The sequence below is a fragment of the Arthrobacter sp. P1_B9 genome (assembly GCF_056406495.1).
The window spans coordinates 388884-406951 of sequence record NZ_JBFUAA010000001.1; the positions used below are offsets into that span (position 1 = coordinate 388884).

12 protein-coding genes and 1 riboswitch are annotated in these 18068 nt (G+C 68.6%); of the genes, 8 read left to right on the forward strand and 4 right to left on the reverse strand.

Annotation, left to right across the window (positions count from 1 at the left end):
* Positions 1–180 precede the first annotated feature (180 nt).
* Entirely contained in the window at positions 181–3825 is a 3645-nt protein-coding gene (gene smc, locus AC1D1A_RS01630; RefSeq protein WP_476946992.1) for a chromosome segregation protein SMC, read from the forward strand.
* Between the two features lie 88 nt (positions 3826–3913).
* Positions 3914–5125, forward strand: coding sequence for a signal recognition particle-docking protein FtsY (gene ftsY, locus AC1D1A_RS01635; RefSeq protein ID WP_028276845.1), 1212 nt, complete (start codon positions 3914–3916; stop codon positions 5123–5125).
* Positions 5126–5203: 78 nt separating this feature from the next.
* On the opposite strand, the gene AC1D1A_RS01640 is transcribed toward ftsY, so the two are convergent.
* Both AC1D1A_RS01640 and AC1D1A_RS01645 read right to left on the reverse strand, forming a co-directional pair.
* On the reverse strand, positions 5204–6910 hold the full coding sequence (locus AC1D1A_RS01640) for a hypothetical protein (protein WP_476946993.1): 1707 nt from the start codon (positions 6908–6910) through the stop codon (positions 5204–5206).
* Positions 6911–7071: 161 nt separating this feature from the next.
* Complete coding sequence (locus AC1D1A_RS01645) at positions 7072–8322, reverse strand: MFS transporter (protein WP_476848955.1); 1251 nt, start codon at positions 8320–8322, stop codon at positions 7072–7074.
* A gap of 251 nt (positions 8323–8573) precedes the next feature.
* On the opposite strand from AC1D1A_RS01645, the gene AC1D1A_RS01650 reads away from it, so the two are divergent.
* A complete protein-coding gene (locus AC1D1A_RS01650) occupies positions 8574–9956 on the forward strand; it encodes an ammonium transporter (RefSeq protein ID WP_476946994.1) in 1383 nt (460 codons plus the stop codon).
* Positions 9953–10291, forward strand: coding sequence for a P-II family nitrogen regulator (locus AC1D1A_RS01655; RefSeq protein ID WP_028276847.1), 339 nt, complete (start codon positions 9953–9955; stop codon positions 10289–10291). Before AC1D1A_RS01650 ends, AC1D1A_RS01655 begins: the two co-directional genes overlap by 4 nt.
* Before the next feature lie 175 nt (positions 10292–10466).
* Here the strand turns inward: AC1D1A_RS01655 and AC1D1A_RS01660 are convergent, their stop codons facing one another.
* The gene (locus AC1D1A_RS01660) at positions 10467–11855 is read right to left on the reverse strand and encodes a glucose-6-phosphate dehydrogenase (protein WP_476946995.1); all 1389 of its coding nucleotides are present in this window, start codon (positions 11853–11855) and stop codon (positions 10467–10469) included.
* Positions 11856–12007: 152 nt separating this feature from the next.
* Here AC1D1A_RS01660 and ffh point away from each other — a divergent pair, with 152 nt between their 5' ends.
* Complete coding sequence (gene ffh, locus AC1D1A_RS01665) at positions 12008–13597, forward strand: signal recognition particle protein (RefSeq protein ID WP_223916506.1); 1590 nt, start codon at positions 12008–12010, stop codon at positions 13595–13597.
* Positions 13598–13668: 71 nt separating this feature from the next.
* On the forward strand, positions 13669–14403 hold the full coding sequence (locus AC1D1A_RS01670; protein ID WP_230011099.1) for an alpha/beta fold hydrolase: 735 nt from the start codon (positions 13669–13671) through the stop codon (positions 14401–14403).
* On the opposite strand, the gene thiC is transcribed toward AC1D1A_RS01670, so the two are convergent.
* Complete coding sequence (gene thiC, locus AC1D1A_RS01675; RefSeq protein WP_476946996.1) at positions 14400–16205, reverse strand: phosphomethylpyrimidine synthase ThiC; 1806 nt, start codon at positions 16203–16205, stop codon at positions 14400–14402. The two genes, AC1D1A_RS01670 and thiC, sit on opposite strands and share 4 nt — an antisense overlap.
* Positions 16201–16308: riboswitch (TPP riboswitch) on the reverse strand. Its footprint overlaps the gene before it by 5 nt.
* Before the next feature lie 74 nt (positions 16309–16382).
* On the opposite strand from thiC, the gene AC1D1A_RS01680 reads away from it, so the two are divergent.
* Entirely contained in the window at positions 16383–16883 is a 501-nt protein-coding gene (locus AC1D1A_RS01680) for a GNAT family N-acetyltransferase (protein WP_476946997.1), read from the forward strand.
* 3 nt (positions 16884–16886) lie between these two features.
* Positions 16887–17993, forward strand: a complete 1107-nt coding sequence (locus tag AC1D1A_RS01685) for an amidohydrolase family protein (protein ID WP_476946998.1) — start codon at positions 16887–16889, stop codon at positions 17991–17993.
* Positions 17994–18068 lie beyond the last annotated feature (75 nt).

The window sequence follows — 18068 nt, forward strand, 5'->3', positions numbered from 1 at the left end:
CAATTCCCGCATATGCGGCCTCAGCCATCTGCGGCGGCTTCGCGCTGGTTCTGCGCGGAATGGCCGCAGATGCGCAGTAGATTGTAAGTATCCGGGGCCGCCCCGGAACCCCCGTGTCCGTCCGAATCATGCTTTCGCCGGACAGCGGACCAGTCCGCCGACCAGGAGAACCGAAGCGCCTTGCACCTGAAAAGTTTGACCGTCCGGGGATTCAAGTCGTTCGCCTCGGCGACGACCTTTGAATTCGAACCGGGCGTCACCGCCGTGGTGGGCCCCAACGGCTCGGGCAAATCCAACGTGGTGGACGCGCTGGCGTGGGTCATGGGCGAACAGGGAGCCAAGACCCTCCGCGGCGGCAAGATGGAAGACGTGATCTTCGCCGGCACCTCGGGCCGGCCGCCCCTGGGGAGGGCGCACGTCTCGCTGACCATCGACAACAGCGACGGCGCCCTCCCGATCGAATACAGCGAGGTCACGATCTCGCGCACGCTGTTCCGGACCGGCGGCTCGGAATACGCCATCAACGGCGCGGGATGCCGGCTGCTCGATATCCAGGAGCTGCTCTCTGACTCGGGCCTGGGCCGCGAGATGCACGTGATTGTCGGCCAGGGCCAGCTGGACAAGGTCCTGCACGCCACCCCCGAGGACCGGCGCGGCTTCATTGAGGAGGCCGCCGGCATCCTCAAACACCGCCGCCGCAAGGAAAAAACGGTCCGCAAACTCGAAGCCATGCAGGCCAACTTGTCCCGGCTCAGCGACCTCACCGGYGAAATCCGGCGGCAGCTGACCCCGCTGGGCAAACAGGCCGAGGTGGCCCGGCGCGCCCAGAGCGTCCAGTTCGAGGTCCGTGACGCCCGCTCACGGCTCCTGGCCGACGACCTCGTTGCGCTGCAGTCCGCGCTGGCGCAGGACGTGGCGGATGAATCCGCGCTCAAGGCACGCCGCGCCGTCGTCGAACACGACCTCGAGGCCGGGCGGCAGCGCCAGGCCGTCCTCGAAGGGCTCGCAGCCGAGGCCACGCCCGCGCTGAACGCCGCGCGGGAGAACTGGTATTCGCTCTCCACCGGGCGCGAACGGCTCCGTTCCCTCGGTTCGCTCGCCGAGGAACGCCGCCGCCTGCTCGGCGCCGCGGACGTGGTTCCGGACACCGGCCGGGACCCGGACCAGCTGGAGCAGCAGGCCGCCCGCGTCCGCGACGAGCAGGCCGGGCTGGAACGGCAGATCCTGGACCGCACCGAGGCCCTGGACGCCGCGACAGCCGCCAAACACGACGCCGAACAGGCCGCCGCCGCCGAGGACAAGCGGCTCGCGGCCCTGCTCCGCGCCGCCGCGGACCGGCGTGAAGGCCTGGCCAAGCTCGCCGGGCAGGTCGGCGCGGCACGGTCCCGCGTCGAGTCTGCCCAGTCCGAGCTCGGCCGCCTCCGCGAATCGCAAAAGGCCGGCGAGGAGCGCCGCCGGCAGGCGCACAGCGAGTTCACGGCCCTGGAAGCGCAGGTCGCAGGGGTCGAGGACGGCGAGGAATCGCTCGACGCCGATTACGAGGCCGCGAGCGAGGCCCTCGAAACCATCATCGCCGAAATTGACGCCCTGAAGGCGGCCGAGCGCGAAGGCGAGCGGGAACGCGGCGCCCTCATGGCCCGCCGCGATGCCCTCCAGCTGGGCCTGAACCGCAAAGACGGCTCCGGGCATGTGCTCGGTGCGGCGGCCGGGGACCTGGCCGACGGGGTCCTGGGATCGCTGGCATCCATGATCACCGTGGATCCAGGATTCGAGGCCGCCGTCGCCGCCGCACTCGGCAGCGCGTCCGACGCCGTGGTGGTCCGGGACCAGCAGACGGCCGCCGCTGCCGTGCGGCTGCTGCGCGCGGACGACGCCGGCCGTGCCGCGCTGCTGCTGGCCGGCCCCCCGGCCGGGTCCCCGCCGCCGGTGGCCGATGCGCTGACGGCCGATGCATTAACCAGCGGCAGCACGCTTCCCGCGGGCGCGCGCTGGGCTGTGGATCTGGTGGATCTTGTGTCGGCTGCGGCACCGGACGCCGCCGGCCTGCCGCTGGCCGCCCTGCTGGCCGGCGTCGCCGTCGTCGAGGACCTGGATGCCGCAGCCCAGCTGATCGCCGCGCGTCCCGAGCTGACCGCCGTGACCCGGACCGGGGACGTCTTCACGGCGCTGACCGTGACCGGCGGGTCCGCGTCGGCGCCGTCGCTGCTGGAAGTCCAGGCCGCCGTCGACGACGCCGCGTCGAAGCTGGCCGCCGTCACCGCCGCGCTCGAACGCAACCGCTTCGCACTCTCCACCGCCCGGACCCGGCGCGCCGAAGCCCAGGACCGTGCCGACGCGGCCCTCGCGAAACTCCACGATTCCGACGCGAAACTCGCGGCCGTCGCCGAACGCCTGGGCCACCTGAACGCGGTGCTGCGCAGCGCCGTCGCCGAAAGTGAGCGGCTGGCCGCGTCCCTGGCCAGGGCTGAGGCCCAGATTGTCAGCGAACAAGGTGCGCTGGAAGCGGTGGCGGCCCGGCTCGCCGCGGCCCAGGAAGCGCCCGCGGAGCAGGAACCCTCCTCGGAGCACCGGGATGCCTTGGCCCTGGCCGCCTCGCTGGCCCGCACGGCCGAAATGGAGGCCAGGCTCGCCCTGCGCAGCGCCGAGGAACAGCTCACCGCCACCCGCAACCGGGCGGCGTCGCTGGAACGGGCCGCCGCCACCGAACGCCGCGCCCGCGAGGAAGCCGCGGAACGGGCCCGCCGCCGCCGGCTCCAGGCCCGGCGCGCCGCCGCCGTCGCCGGCGCCGTGCAGCAGGTCATCGGATTCATCGACGTGTCCGTGGAACTGGCCCGCCGCGAGCGGGACAGCGCCGAGGAACGCAGGGACGCCATGGACCTTGAGCTGGCCGGGGTCCGCAGCGGCAACGACGCGCTGGCCCGCGAACTGGCCGAACTCACCGACTCCGTGCACCGCGACGAGCTCGCCCGCACGCAGCAGCGGCTGCGGATCGAGGCGCTGGAACTGAAGAGCGTGGAGGAGCTCGGGCTGACTGCCGGACAGCTCGTGGCCGACTACGGACCGGACCTGCCCGTCCCGGTCCCTGCCGGCGACTCGGCGGACAAATGGGCCGCACTGCGCGCCCCGGTGGACGAGGACGGACGCGAGATTTCCGACGGCAAGCCCTTCGTCCGTGCGGAACAGGAAAAGCGGCTCAAACGCGCCGAACGCGACCTCGCGGCCCTGGGGAAGGTCAACCCGCTGGCGCTCGAGGAGTTCGCCGCGCTTGAGGAGCGCCACCAGTTCCTCAGCACCCAGCTCGAAGACCTGAAGGCCAGCCGCAAAGACCTGTTGGACATCATCAAGGAAGTCGACGACCGCGTCCAGAAGGTCTTCGCCGAGGCCTTCGAGGACACCTCCCGGCAGTTCGTCCGCGTCTTCGCCCGGCTGTTCCCCGGCGGCGAGGGCCGGCTGGTCCTGACCGACCCCACCGACATGCTCACCACCGGCATCGAGGTCGAAGCCCGCCCGGCCGGCAAGAAAATCAAGCGGCTCTCGCTGCTTTCCGGCGGCGAACGCTCCCTGACGGCCGTGGCGCTGCTGGTGGCCATCTTCAAGGCACGGCCCTCGCCCTTCTACGTCATGGACGAGGTCGAGGCCGCGCTCGATGACACCAACCTGGGCCGGCTCATCACCATCTTCGAAGAACTCCGCGAATCCAGCCAGCTGATCGTCATCACGCACCAGAAACGCACCATGGAAGTCGCCGACGCCCTCTATGGCGTCACAATGCGCGGCGACGGCGTCTCCACGGTGATCAGCCAGCGGCTCAGTGCGGAGATCTAGGCAAACGTCCAGGTCCCGGCACGACGGCGTCCGCGCGCAACAAAAGCGCTGGCCACGGCCCATTTGGGGTTTGTGAGAAGCTAGGGGAGTGAACGATATCCTCCCCATCATTCTGCCCATTTTCGCTGTCCTGGTGGTCCTCGGTGTGCTGATCCCGGTGCTCATGAAGACCCGGAAGAGCGCCAAGACCTACACCGGCCCGCGTGACGCAAACGACCCCGTGCAGGCCCCGGGAGCCGGAACCCTTGTGGAGGACCGTCCCGCGCAGGCGCCGGCACCGGCACGGACCTCGCCGGACGGCGTCGAACTCGAAGAACCAACCCTCGAAGTTCCGGACGACGCAGCCGGGCTGGAAACCGTCCCGGTGGAAACCCCGCTGCCGGTGGCCGGGCGGCTGATGCGGCTGCGCGAGCGGCTGGTCAAGTCCAACAACATCCTCGGCAAGGGGCTCCTGGCCCTGCTCTCGGCAGACAAGATCGATGAAAACGTCTGGGATGAGGTCGAGGAAACCCTGCTGCTGGCCGATCTCGGCACCGAACCGACCATGCAGCTCGTGGACTCGCTCCGCGAACGCGTCAAGGTGATGGGCACGCGGGACCCTGAGCACGTCAAGGCCCTGCTCCGGGAGGAACTCATCAAGCTCGTGGATCCGACCATGGACCGGAGCCTGAACGTCGAGCGCCACGGCGACAAGCCCGCCGTCATGATGGTTGTCGGCGTCAACGGCGTTGGCAAGACCACCACCGTGGGCAAGCTGGCCCGCGTGCTCGTGGCCGAGGACAAGGACGTGCTGCTGGGCGCGGCGGACACCTTCCGCGCCGCCGCCGCCGAGCAGCTGGCCACGTGGGGCCAGCGCGTCGGCGTGCCCACCGTGAAGTCGGACATCGACGGCGCGGACCCGGCCTCGGTGGCCTACGAGGCCGTCAAGGCCGGCATCGACCAGGAAGTCGACGTCGTCATGATCGACACCGCGGGGCGCCTGCAGAACAAGGTGGGCCTCATGGACGAGCTCAGCAAGGTCAAGCGGGTCATCGAAAAGCTGGCCGAGGTGGACGAGGTGCTGCTGGTCCTGGACGCCACCACCGGCCAGAACGGACTCAACCAGGCCCGGGTGTTCTCCGAGGTCGTGAACATCACCGGGATCGTCCTGACCAAGCTGGACGGCACCGCCAAGGGCGGGATCGTCGTCGCCATCCAGAAATCCCTCGGAGTCCCGGTGAAGCTGATCGGCCTGGGCGAAGGCGCCGACGACCTCGCGCCGTTCGACGCCGAAGGCTTCGTGGATGCGCTGCTGAACTAGCCCGCACCGCAACAAAAAGAGTGCCCCGGTCCTGTCTGGCCAGTTCAGACGGGACCGGGGCACTCTTTGTTCAAGTGGCTAGTACTTGAAGTTCAGGACCGTCACTGTGCCGGCCGTCAGATTGAACTGCTGCGTCTGGGACTTGAACGCGAAGCCGGGCACCGTGGCGCGCTTGGCGAGGGGCGTGGGCTCGGTCTTGGCGCCATCGATGACGCTCTGGTCCTCGGCTGCGTAGCTGGGTCCGCTGAGCTGGGTCATGGTCCCGGTGACCGGTTTGCCCGGAAGGTTCAGGGTGACGGAAGTCTGCGCGGCCTTTTCGGGGTCGTTTTCGTTGATGATCACCACGCTGGTGCTGCCGTCGGCGTTCTGCAGCGCGTAGCTGAACGCCGGGCCGCCTCCGGCGCTGTTCACTTTCATGAACTTGCCGGCCTCCAGCTCGGCCACCATGGAGATGCCGAAGAAGTTGGCCCGGCCGGACATCTGGCCATTGCCGAACGGGTAGGCCCCGGCGCTGCAGATGGCGGATAGGGGCGGGCCGCCCTTGCAGGTCAGCAGCGAGCTGTGGAAGCCGATTCGGGTGATGCCCAGCTGGGCGGCGGTGAGGGCATAGTCTGCCGCCCAGAGCGCAGATGCGTGGGTGCGGGAGGTCTCATTGGAACCGGGGCACGCCGAGATCCCGGTTTCCGGAATCCAGGTTTCCAGGCCGGCGGCCTGACCCACCGCGAGGGCCGCCTTCTGGTAGTTGACGCCACGGTCGTGCATCGTTCGGCTCATCGCGTTTGCCAAGGTAGGCGAGTCCTGGGGCAAGCTGCCGTCACAGTTGGAGAGCGGGTAGTGGTGGAACGTCAGGATCTTCTTCTGCGGGAGGTCCGCATCGACGAACGGCTGCCACCACTTCTGGTCGTAGGCGCCCGGTCCGGAGATGGGCACATTCGGCGCCACTGCATAGATCGCGTTGGCGTAGTCCTTCAATTCCCGAATGTACTGATCCAGGCTGTAGCCACTGCCGGACTTCACATCGTTGAACACGAAGCCGTTGGGCTCATTGCCCACGGTGATGCTCAGCAGCCGGTCGCCAAGGATTGCCGAGGCGTTTTTGGCCATGTCCGCAGCCCGCGCCGGGTTGTAGTGGCCCAGGTCCACTGTGAGGCTCACCCTGGCGTCGCCGGCCTCCAGCAGGGTCTTGAGCCGGACCAGGTCTGCCGGGCCCACGGCCTTGACCGGGTGCGTCTTGTCACCCTTGTAGTCGGCGGGGACGGCCTCGCCGGTGGAGGTCCAGAAGAAACGCCGGTCCACGGCGTTGCCGCCGAAGCGCAGAACCGGCTGGTCGATCTCCTTGAGCAGCTTGACCATCGACGCGTTGTCGCTGCTGAGGTCGGGATCGGCCAGATCCGTGGCCTCCAGGGAAATTCCCGCCATGCCCTTGTTCAGGGAAGTGCCCACGAGGTCGCTGGAGACATCGACCTTGAGGGGCTCAACCTTTTCCAGCGGCGATCCGGCCGGCGGACCCGGCTGCGCGTAATAGGTGACGGTCGGGCCCACCTCGGCAGGGGCGAGCGCCGGTGCCGACTGGGCCGGGGAAGAAGCGGCCGGCGGGGCCGGCGTCGGGTTTCCGAGGGCGAGGGGAACCAGTACTGCTGCGGCGACGGCGACAATTCCGGCGCCGGCGATCAGCCCTGCGCGCTTCCTGTTTCCCGCGCTTGTGCCCGCACTCTTACCGGGGTTTGCGGGTTGGGCGGGGTCGGGGCTTTCGGCTTTCCCGGGGGAAGAGTCGAATTTGGCCATGGGGGATTACCTCCGGAAGTTTGTGGCACGTGCCCCCAGCTTAGCCAAGGGCGGAGGCCGCCGCTGACCGGAAGCCCCTGGACAACGTCCCGTGCACGGTCCCGGACAAGATCCCGGCGGAGGCGCCGCCCGGAGCGGAACAGCGGCGGCAACGCCGCAGGTCAGGCGCGGTCCGGGGCCGGCCGGCGGAACGTTTCGCGGGCCGGCAACCACACTGCGGCGGCGGCCAACAGGATGCCGCCAGTGACCCCAAAGGCCCAGCCGTAGCCCAGCCGGTCCGCCAGCAGCCCGGCCACCACCGGTCCGACAATTGCGCCGCTGTCGGAAGCCATCTGGAAGACGGCCAGGACGCGGCCGCCCGAGCGCTCGTTGCCGATCACGTCGGCGATGGCGGCCTGCTGGGCCGGTCCGAGCAGCCCGGAGCCGATCCCGGCGCAGGCGGAGGCGAGCAGGAACCAGGGCAGCTGGTGGGTGAAGCCGATGGCCGCCGTGGCGGTGCCGGTGACCAGCAGCCCGGCCAGCAGGAGCGGCTTGCGGCCGAGGCTGTCCGCGAGCCGGCCGGAAAACGTCAGCGCCACCGCGTTGCCGCCGGCAAACACCGCCAGCGCCCAGCCGGCCGATTCCGGACCGGCGCCGAGCGCAACGACGGCGAAGAGCGGCACTGTGGCCATCCGAACCCCGAAAGTGGCCCAGCCGTTGGCAAAGCTCGAAAACAGGCCGGCCCGGTAGGCGCTGTCCCGCAGCGCGTCCCGCAGTTCCATCGCAGGGGCCGTGGCGCCGGGCTGCCGCGAGGCGGCGGGGACATGGCTGAGCTGGGTCTGCACCACGACGGCGGCCAGCACCAGGGCCCCCGCGTAGGCCAGGAACGGCACCCGCAAGCCGAAGCTGGCGAGCATCCCGCCGACGATGGGGCCGCAGACGTTGCCGATCAGGAAGGCGGAGGCATAGGCCCCGGAGACCCGGCCGCGGCTTTCCGGCGGCGCGAGCCGGACCACGAGCGCCATGGACGCCACCGTGAACATCACCGAGCCAGCCCCGCCGAGGCCGCGGAAGACCAGCAGCTGCCAGTAATTCTGGGCGAAGGCGCAGGCGGCCGTGGACACCGCGACGATCAGCAGCCCGGCCACATAGACCGGCCGTTCGCCCAGCTTCACGATCAGGGTGCCCGCGGCCGGTGCGAAGACGAGCCGCATGAAAGCGAAGATGCTCACGATCACGGCCGCGGCGGTCGCCCCGACGTCGAACGTGGTGGCGAACTGGGGCAGAACCGGTGCCACGAGGCCGAAGCCGATCGCAATCAGGAAGGCCGCCACCAGCATCACCTTGATGTCCCGGGGCAGCCGGGAACGGCCCGGGGCCCGGGAGGGCACCTCGGCTGCGGCGTCGCCGGCGGGGCGGGAGGTCTTGCTCATAATGCGTTCGTCCTTGGGAAGATGCGGTGCCGGCTGGCGGCGGGTCCAACAAGTGCGGGAATAATCCGCTGAAACATAACCGTAACAAGTGTGAGATGCACCATTTACGTCCGGGAGGTTCTTGTAACAACCCGGCAATGTAAATCCTCCGCCAGCGAAACACGGCCCCGCGAAACTCTTTCTAGAACGCAAATAAATGCGTTGGGACCGGCGGACTACTCCGCACCTAATAGCAAGAGAGGACGTAGACCATGGAACTCACCGCAGGTCTCGTTTGGCTCCTGGTCGCCGCGGCACTCGTGCTGTTCATGACCCCGGGCCTGGCATTCTTCTACGGCGGCATGACCCGCGCCAAGTCGGCTTTGAACATGATGATGATGAGCTTCGTCGCCATTGGAACCGTCGGCATCATGTGGATCCTGTGGGGCGCTTCGATGGCTACGACCAACGAAGACAACTTCTACCAGATCTTCGCCAACCCGTTCAGCCACTTCGGCCTGCACAACTTCACCGAACCGGCCGACCTGCTCAAGGTCGGCTACGCGGCCACGTTCGCGATCATCACGGTGGCCCTGATCTCCGGTGCGGTCGCCGACCGCGCCAAGTTCTCCGCATGGGTGGTCTTCACCCCCATCTGGGCCACCCTGGTCTACGCGCCGATGGCCTTCATGGTCTGGGGCGGCGGACTCTTCTCCGCGAATGGCTGGTTCGGCCAGACGTTCGCGCCGGTCATCGACTTTGCCGGCGGCACCGTGGTCCACATCAACGCCGGCGTCGCGGGCCTGATCCTGGTCCTGATCATCGGTAACCGCAAGGGCTTCGGCAAGGACCCGAACCACCGCCCGCACAACATTCCGTTCGTCATGCTCGGTGCCGCAATCCTGTGGTTCGGCTGGTTCGGCTTCAACGCCGGTGCCGCTGCCACTGTGGAGCAGGCCGGCCTGATCTGGATCAACACCCTGGCCGCCCCGGCCGCAGCCATGCTCGGCTGGCTCGCCGTGGAGCGCTTCCGCGACGGTCACCCGACCTCTCTCGGTGCCGCGTCCGGCGTGGTCGCCGGCCTGGTCGCCATCACCCCGGCCTGCGCCAACGTCTCCCCGCTGGGTGCGATCGCCCTCGGCGTCGTTGCCGGTGTGGCTTCGGCGCTCGCCGTCGGCCTGAAGTTCAAGTTCGGCTACGACGACTCGCTCGACGTCGTCGGCGTCCACCTCGTCTCCGGTGTTGTCGGCACGGTCGCAATCGGCTTCCTGGCCACCCCGACCCAGGGCGCCGCGGGCCTGTTCTACGGCGGCGGCACCACGCAGCTGGTCGCCCAGACCCTCGCGGCAATGATGGCCATCGTCTTCACCGCCGTGATGACCTTCATCATTGCCTTCCCGATCCACAAGCTCATGGGCTTCCGGGTTTCCCAGGAACAGGAAGTTGTCGGTGTGGACCTGAGCCTGCACGCAGAGACCGCCTACGAGTTCGGCGTCGGCGGGCACGGCGGCAGCTTCCAGCCGCTGCACGAACTGATCACGGGCAAGCCGATGGGCGGCGAGCCGCAGGAGGAAGGCGCAGCCGCTGAAGTGCCGGTGGGCGCCGCGTCCAACGGCAAGCAGAACGCAACGGGCAAGGAAAGTGTGGGGGCATGAAACTGATCACGGCAATCGTCCGACCGGAAAAACTTGAGGCTATTCGCGAAGGCCTGGAGGCCTACGGTGTGCAGGGCCTCACCGTCAGCGCAGCCAGCGGCTACGGCCGGCAGCGCGGCTACACCGAGGTGTACCGCGGGGCCGAGTACAACGTGGACCTGCTGCCCAAGATCCGGGTGGAAGTCCTGGCCACCGACGAACAGGCGGACGACATCCTGGATGTCATCATCGCCAGTTCCAACACCGGCCGGGCCGGCGACGGCAAAGTCTGGACGATGGATGTGTTCGAGGCTGTCAGGGTCCGTACCGGAGAGCGTGGTTCGGCAGCGATCTAGCTGCCCCCGCTCCATGCCGCTAGGGCCAACAGACACAGCGGCGTTGACACGGCACTGACACAGCGGGCCGGATACCTGAGAAGGTATCCGGCCCGCTGTGTCGTTGCTGCTTGGTCGTTGCTGCTGTGTCGGCCCGGCGCGCCGCGGGATCCGCGCTGGCCCTGCCGCGACGAATCTAGGCCGGCCAGCCCTCCGGCCCCGGGGTCCCGGCCGGATATTCCTCCAGCGGGACATGTCCGGCGGTCCAGGATTTCAGCACCGGCGCCAGGATGCGCCAGCAGTCCTCGGCGGTATCGGCACGCACGGACAGCAGCGGATCCCCGGTCAGCACGCCCTCGAGCACTTCACCGTAGGGGAGGAGTTCGGAGGCGCTCAGTTCGGCCTGCAGCGTGGCCCGGTCCAGGCTCAGGACATTGCCCGGGCCGTTCACGTCGACGTCGAACTGCAGCGTGTCCGGGCCAAAGCCGATCCTCAGCTGGTTGGGGGCGTCCACACCGGTGAACCCCTTCGGAAGGTGCGGCACCGGCCGGAAGGTCACCACGGCCTCCTTGCGTTTCTGGCCCAGCGCCTTGCCTGAGCGCAGGATGAACGGCACGCCCTGCCAGCGCCAGTTGTCGATCTCCACCTGCACCTCGGCGAGGGTTTCAGTAGCCCTGGACGCGTCCACGCCCTCCTCCTCGGCGTAGTCCGGGATGTCCCGGCCGTTGATCGAACCCGCCGTGTACCGGGCCCGGCGGCTGCTTTGCCGGTAGGGGGCCTTGATGCTGCTGGCCCGCAGCACGGTGGCCACGGCATCGCGGAGATCGCGTTCGTCCACGGATGCCGGCGGCTCGATTGCCATGAGGGCCATGATCTGAAGCAGGTGGCTTTGGATCATGTCACGGAGCGCCCCGGCGCCGTCGTAGTAGCGGGCGCGGCCTTCGAGGGCGAGGTCCTCGTCGAAGATGATCTCGATTTTTTCGATGTTCTGCCGGTTCCACACCGGCTCCAGGAACGTGTTCGCGAAGCGCAGGCCAAGGATGTTCAGGACCGTTGCCTTGCCGAGGAAGTGGTCCACGCGGTGGATGTGGTCCTCCGGGACCAGCGCGGCCAGCGTCTTGTTCAGGTGGCGCGCCGACTGCTCGTCGGAGCCGAACGGCTTCTCCATGACCAGCCGGGTGCCGGCGGGCACGTCCTCCGGCGCCAGGGCCTCGCACGCGAGCTGGCTGACCCGCGGCGGCAGGGCGAAGTAGACCGCCACAGGTCCCTCCAGTTGCGCCAGGAGCCCGGCGAGCTGGCCCTCGGCCGTGACATCGAGCTGGTGGTAGGTGCTCTCCTTGCGGATACGCTTGAGCTCCCGCTTGCCGTGGGCGTCGGCTTTGGAGTCCTCGTCCGCGAACGACTCCTCGATCCGGCCAAGCCACTGCTCCGGCGTCCAGGGGTCCGATCCCGCTCCCGCCAGGGCGAGGCCGTCGGCGCGGCCCCGGGCCACCAGGCGGGCAAGCCCCGGTAACAGGAGCCTTCCGGTGAGATCGCCGGAAGCGCCCAGGATGAGCAGGGTTTTTACAGTTGTTTGGCTGGTCACCTACGCCAGCATGCCATCTTGAAGGCGCATCTTGGTACCCTAGATAGTCGAGTCCTGTTGTCGTGGCGGTTCGTCCAGGCGAATACCAGTCGCGACGCTGGCGTGCCGCACCGGCCGCCACCTGTAGATCCACTGAAAGAAGTGCACGGCGCGTGTTCAATTCACTCTCTGACCGGTTGACAGCAACCTTCAAGAATCTGCGTGGCAAGGGCCGCCTGACCGAGGCGGACGTTGACGCCACAGTCCGCGAGATCCGGCGTGCCCTCCTGGACGCCGATGTCGCTGTGCCCGTGGTCCGGGAATTCACCGGCCGCGTGCGCGAGCGGGCCCTCGGCGCCGAGGTCTCCGGGGCGCTGAACCCGAGCCAGCAGATCGTGAAGATCGTCAACGAGGAACTCGTCGAGATCCTCGGCGGCGAGACCCGCCGGATCCGCCTGGCCAAGACCGGACCCACCATCATCATGCTGGCGGGCCTCCAGGGCGCCGGCAAGACCACCCTGGCCGGCAAGCTCGCCAAGTGGCTCAAGTCCCAGGGCCACAGCCCCATGCTGGTGGCCTGCGACCTCCAGCGGCCCAACGCCGTCACTCAGCTGCAGGTGGTCGGCCAGCGCGCCGGCGTACCCGTGTTCGCCCCGCACCCGGGCGCCACGTCCACCGAACTGGACCACCCTGCCGGAGACCCCGTCGCCGTCGCCCGTGACGGCGTCGAGGAAGCCAAGCGCACCCTGCACGACGTCGTGATCGTGGACACCGCCGGCCGTCTCGGCGTCGACGCCGAGATGATGGAGCAGGCGCGCCAGATCCGCCGCGCGATCGTCCCGAACGAAGTCCTGTTCGTGATCGACTCCATGATCGGCCAGGACGCCGTCAACACTGCCCTGGCCTTTGACGAGGGCGTCAACTTCACCGGCATCGTGCTCTCCAAGCTCGACGGCGACGCCCGCGGCGGCGCCGCGCTCTCCGTCGCGTCGGTGACCGGCAAGCCGGTCATGTTCGCCTCCACCGGCGAAGGCGTGGACGACTTCGAGCTCTTCCACCCGGACCGCATGGCCTCGCGCATCCTCGACATGGGTGACGTCCTCACCCTGATCGAGCAGGCCGAGAAGTCCTGGGACAAGGATGAAGCCGCCCGGATGGCGAAGAAGTTCGCCGACCAGGAAGACTTCACCCTCGATGACTTCCTCGCCCAGATGCAGCAGATCCGCAACATGGGCTCCATGAAGAAGATGCTCATGATGATGCCGGGTGCGCAGAACATCCGCCAGCAGTTGGAGCAGTTCGACGAGCGCGAGATCGACCGCGTCGAGGCCATTGTCCGCTCGATGACCCCGCACGAGCGCGTGGCTCCGAAGATCATCAACGGCTCCCGCCGGGCCCGTATTGCCCGCGGTTCCGGCGTGCACGTCTCCGAGGTCAACGGACTGCTGGAACGGTTTGCCCAGGCCCAGAAGATGATGAAGAAGATGGCCGCCGGCGGCGGGATGCCCGGCATGCCGGGGATGCCCGGCATGGGCGGCGGGGGCGGAGCCCGCAAGGGAGCCAAGTCCGCGCCCAAGAAGAAGGCCCGCTCCGGCAACCCGGCCAAGGCGGCGCAGGAACTGCGCGACGCCGAGGCCCGGCGTGCCGCCGGCCCCAAGGCGCTGCCCACCGGCGCGTCGTTCGGCCAGCAGGGCGGCGACTTCGATCCGTCCCAGCTGAACCTGCCGAAGGGTTTCGACAAGTTCCTCGGCGGCAGCAAGTAGCCGCAAGTGCTGACGGCCGCCGGCACTGTGTCGCCGGCAGCATCAGCACTGAAGTGCCATAGGGTTAGACAATGTTCAAGCAGCGCGTAGTCTTCGTCCACGGGGACGGCAGCTTCGGCGCCGCCGCGTGGCCAAAACAGCACGGAATGGCGCTGGACTACGACGCCCTGTTCCTGCGGCGGCACGGGTTTGACGCCGTCGCGGAACCGCTCGAATCCAGCTTCGCCGCCGACGCCGCCATCGTGCTCGCCTCGCTGGCAGACGACGGCCGCGGCGAGGCCGGCGGCCATGTCGTGGCCCATTCGCAGGGCGCGATCGCTGCGATGATGGCCGCCGTCGAACGGCCCGACCTCGTCCAGTCGCTGACCCTGGTGGAACCGGCCTGCCTGTCCCTGACCGCGGAGCTCCCGGCCACCGCCGCGCACCGGGCCCTGATGCAGCCGCTCTTCGACGTCCGCCACAACCTCAGCGACGACGACTTCCAGCGAGAGTTCATCCGCCGCGCGTTCGCGGCGGACGCCCCCGGGGCCACGACGCCGGAGGCCCTCCGGGCTGCGCGCCGGCTCCGCCTGCAGGCGCCGCCGTGGGAAGCCCCGCTGCAGATCGTGCCGGGCGTGCCGACCCTGGTCCTGACCGGCGGCTGGGAACCGCTGTATGAGGAAATCGCCGGCTACCTGCGCGAGACCGGCGCCCTGCACCGCACGGCGCCGGGAGGGCACCGGCCCCAGGATTCAGCCGAAGGGGACCGGGCCATCCGCTCCTACATTGCCGAGGTCAGCCGGCACCAGCACGCCCGGGCGTCCTAAGAAGCTGCGGGTTCTCCCACCGAGGGCTGCGGCAGGTAGACCTTGCCGCCCGAGGCGAGGAACTCGTTGCTCTTCGCCCGCATTCCGGCCGCCATCTGCGCTAGGGCCGCCTGCGAATCTGCTGATCCGTATTCGTCCCGGATGTCCTGGCTGATCCGCATGGAGCAGAACTTCGGACCGCACATCGAGCAGAAGTGGGCTGTCTTGGCCGGCTCCGCGGGAAGCGTCTCATCATGGAAGGCCTCGGCCGTGACCGGGTCCAGGGACAGCGCGAACTGGTCCCGCCAGCGGAACTCGAACCTTGCCTTGGACAGGGCATCGTCGCGTTCGTGCGCGCCGGGGTGGCCCTTGGCGAGGTCCGCGGCATGGGCGGCGATCTTGTAAGTGATCACGCCCGTCTTCACATCGTCCTTGTTCGGCAGCCCGAGGTGTTCCTTGGGCGTGACGTAGCAGAGCATGGCAGTGCCGTAGCGGGCGATCTCGGTGGCGCCGATCGCCGAGGTGATGTGGTCATAGCCCGGTGCGATGTCCGTGACGAGCGGCCCGAGTGTGTAAAACGGGGCGCCCTTGCAGAGTTCCTGCTGGCGCTCCACGTTTTCCCGGACGAGGTGGAAGGGCACATGCCCGGGGCCCTCCACCATGACTTGCACGTCGAAGTCCCAGGCCCGCTGCGTGAGCTCGGCCAGGGTGTCCAGTTCGGCGAACTGTGCCGCGTCGTTGGCATCCGCCGTCGCGCCCGGCCGCAGCCCGTCGCCCAGCGAGAACGCGACGTCGTAGCGGGCGAAGATCTCGCACAGCTCATCGAAGTGGGTGTACAGAAAGTTCTCCCGGTGGTGCGCCAGGCACCAGCCGGCCATGATGGAACCGCCGCGGGACACGATGCCGGTGACCCGGTTGGCCGTCAGGGGCACATACCGCAGCAGCACGCCCGCGTGGATGGTCATGTAGTCCACGCCCTGCTCGCACTGTTCGATCACGGTGTCCCGGAAGATCTCCCAGGTCAGGGCGTTCGCCTCACCGTTGACCTTCTCCAGCGCCTGGTAGATCGGGACCGTTCCGATGGGGACGGGGGAATTACGGATGATCCACTCGCGCGTGGTGTGGATGTCGTCCCCGGTGGAGAGGTCCATGACGGTGTCCGCGCCCCACTGCGTGGCCCACTGAAGTTTGTCGACCTCCTCGGCGATGGAGCTGGTCACGGCGGAGTTGCCGATATTGGCGTTGATTTTCACCAGGAACGCCTTGCCGATGATCATCGGCTCGGATTCGGGATGGTTGACGTTGTTGGGAATGATCGCGCGGCCCGCGGCCACCTCGCTGCGCACCAGCTCCACATCGCAGTTCTCGCGCAGCGCGACGAACCGCATTTCCTGGGTGATGACACCGTCCCGGGCGTAGCGCATCTGCGTGACGGTCCTGCCCTCAGCGGCCCGGCGCGGCACCGGCCGGCCGCCCCGCCACTCGGCCGACGCCGCACCGCGGCGCACCGCCGATTTGCCGTCGTCGAGCAGCTCCCGTTCACGGCCGGCGTAGGGTTCGGTGTCCGCCCTGGCCTCAATCCAGGGGGTGCGGAACGGCTCCAGCCCGCGGACCGGATCGCTGCCCGGGCCGGCAGTGCGGTACACCCGGAACGGCGGGTTCCGGATGCCGCCCGGGGAGGGTTCCAGGGCGATCTCGGTCACCGGCACGCGGATGCCATGCTCCGGATCCGTGCTGAAGGCCAGCGAGTGGGACTTCAGCGACTGCGTGGTGGCTGCGGACTGAATTTGGACAGGGCTGTGCTGTGTCACTTGGGTGTTCACGGAAAAGCTCACTTCCTTCGCCGGCATTACCCGGACAGGTTCAACGGTCGCAGGCTGCGTCAGCCCGATCTCAGCCCCTGCAGGGGCACCCGTGTGGTCGTAGACGAAACTACCACGCACCTCCGGCCGGCCCTCGAGTGTGACGCGGACGGCGGACCGCGGTGTTAGCGTGGCACGGTGACTCTGCCCAAGGCGCTGCCCCGCATCCGGACGGCGACGCCGGAAGATATCCCGGCGCTGCCGGTTCTCGAGGCCTCAGCAGACCGCATCCTCGAAGCGGAGCTGGGGAACCAGACGCTCCCGGCTCCGGAGTTGACGACGCCGGTTGAGCCGCTCTTCATACTTGTCGCCGGAAACCCGCCCGTAGGGTTTGCCCGCATTGACGAGGTCGGCGGCCAGGCCCATCTGGAACAACTCTCCGTGCAGCCGGACTCCGCCGGGCGGGGGATAGGACGGTCCCTGGTGGAGGCGGCCCTTGATGCGGCCCGGAGCCGTGGCTATTTATCGATGACGCTTTGCACCTTCGCAGGCGTCCCGTTCAATGCGCCGTTTTATGCGAGCTGCGGTTTCGAGGAACTCGCCCAGCCAGGACAGGCGTTGGGCGCCCTGCGGATCCACGAAGCGCAGCTGGGGCTGGACGGTCTTGGCCGGCGGATCGTCATGCGGATTAGGCTTTAGGTCATGACCGGCATCATCGAGTTCAGCGGCCCCATCCTCACCGCGGCGGACCAGGAACGCCGCGGGCTCTGGTCGGTGGGCGGCCTGCTAACCTTCCGCCGTCCGGCCGCCGCGCCTGACCTCGTGCTGGACGGCTGGGTCATGCCCGGCCTCGTGGACGCACACTGCCACATCGGCCTCGGCCCGGGCGGGGACGTTACCGAGGACACCGCGGAATCCCAGGCCCTGGCGGACCGCAACGCCGGGACGCTCCTGGTCCGCGACGCCGGCGCCGTCCACAACACACGCTGGCTCCAGCAACGCGCGGACCTGCCCCGGATCATCCGCTCCGGCAGGCACCTCGCCAGGACCCGGCGGTACCTGCCTGGCCTGGCCGTCGAGGTCGAACCGGAGGATCTCGTCGAGGCCGTGCGCAAGCAGGCCCGCGCGGGCGACGGCTGGGTCAAGCTCGTGGGGGACTGGATCGACCGCGACGCCGGCGATCTCGCCGCCAGTTTTCCCGCCCGGACGGTCAAGGACGCCGTCCGGGCCGCCCACGATGAGGGGGCCCGCGTCACCGCACACTGCTTCGCCGAAGACACCCTCGATGACATGCTCGACGCCGGGATCGACTGCATCGAGCACGCCACCGGGCTGCTGCCGCGGCACCTGCCGCGCTTCCTCGAACAGGGTGTTCCGATCGTGCCCACCCTGATCAACATCGCCACGTTCCCGGACATCGCCGCCCGGGCGGCGGCCAAGTTCCCCCGCTACGCAGCCCACATGCGCTCGCTGTGGGAGCGCCGGGCGGAGCGGATCCTCGAAGCCCACGAGACCGGGCTGGCGATCTATGCCGGTACCGACGCCGGCAGCGTGATCAGCCATGGCAGGATCGTGGACGAGATCCAGGCCCTGCACGCCGCCGGCCTTTCCGCCGCTGCCGCCCTCAACGCCGCGAGCTGGTCTGCGCGGACCTGGCTCGGCGCGGAGTCCATCGGTGAAGGGGCAAGCGCTGACGTCCTCGTCACCGCCGAGGATCCGCGGAGCAATCCGGCCACGCTCCGCCAGATCCGGCATATCGTGCTGCGGGGGCAGCCGGTAGACCGGGCGCCAGTCCATGTTTTGGAATAAATTGAAGCTTCAAGTAATTTATCTTTATGTAGAGTCGCCGAAGGCCGGTGGCTACAGAATCCACGGAGCATTGCC